Source organism: Salsipaludibacter albus, assembly GCF_019798055.1.
Lineage (GTDB): Bacteria > Actinomycetota > Nitriliruptoria > Nitriliruptorales > Nitriliruptoraceae > Salsipaludibacter > Salsipaludibacter albus.
In genome coordinates this window covers 1-1013 of sequence record NZ_JAHOPH010000072.1, presented here as the reverse complement: position 1 = coordinate 1013, position 1013 = coordinate 1, and the positions used below count along the sequence as shown (strand labels likewise).

Annotated in this window: 1 pseudogene; it reads right to left on the bottom strand. The window is 76.7% G+C overall.

Annotated elements, in window-relative coordinates:
- Positions 1-868, bottom strand: a pseudogene (locus tag KR546_RS18845) (hypothetical protein); the annotation flags it as partial.
- Positions 869-1013: the final 145 nt, after the last annotated feature.

Here is a 1013-nt window from a genome sequence, read left to right as displayed (position 1 = left end):
GGTGCGGGATCCCGTCGTCGCGCTCCAGGTCCTCGACCGAGGTCGCACGGACCAGCGCGTCGGCCAGCGATCCGATCTCGTCGTCGGAGGCCACCACGCCGCCCATCGCCAGGGCCCTGGCGGCGTGTGCACGGCTGGCCGTTCGATCCCGTCGCAGCCAGGCGAGCTCGGCCTCGACCCGCTCCAGGCGGTAGTGGCCGGCCGGCATCAGGCCACGGGCCGTCTCGAGGTCGCGCGCCGCCTCGACCAGCCGACCCCGCCGCAGCGCCAGTTCGATCCGGGCGACGAGCAGCAGCGCACCGGCCAGCGGCTCGTCGCCCCAGGCCAGCCCGTCCTCGACCACCTCGGCCGCCTCGTCCCACTCGCCCAGCGAGACGAGCGCGTCGGCCACGAGGGTTCGTACCTGCTGGCCGACGGCGAGCTCCACGCCCAGCTCGCGGGCGCGGTCGAGGGTCCGGCGACCGAGCGCCGCCACCTCCGCGCTCGCACCTGCGGCGTGCAGCATGGCCAGCTCGAAGACCGCGGGCCGCAGGACCCGCCGGGGATCGGTCGCCCCGTTGGCCAGCCGCTGCGCCTCCGCGAGCGTGGCCCGCGCCTCGCCCACGCGGCCCACCCGGGCCAGGGCGAGACCGTGGCAGGCCAGCACGTCGCACAGCACGGCCTGATCGCCGACGGCGCGCGCCATGTCCAGGGCGTGCTCCGTCCTGGCGTGCACGGCCAGGACGTCCTCGCCCGGCTGGGCCACGAAGGGCGCCGCGAACGCCAACAGCGAGGCCGTCGACCCGCTGGTCCCGCGCCCGGCGACGCTGGCCGACCCGTCGACGGCGGCCTCGACGGCGCCGGCGAGGTCACCTGCCAGGTACTGCACCCGGAGGAGCTCGGCCCAGGTGCGGGATCCCGTCGTCGCGCTCCAGGTCCTCGACCGAGGTCGCACGGACCAGCGCGTCGGCCAGCGATCCGATCTCGTCGTCGGAGGCCACCACGCCGCCCATCGCCAGGGCCCTGGCGGCGTG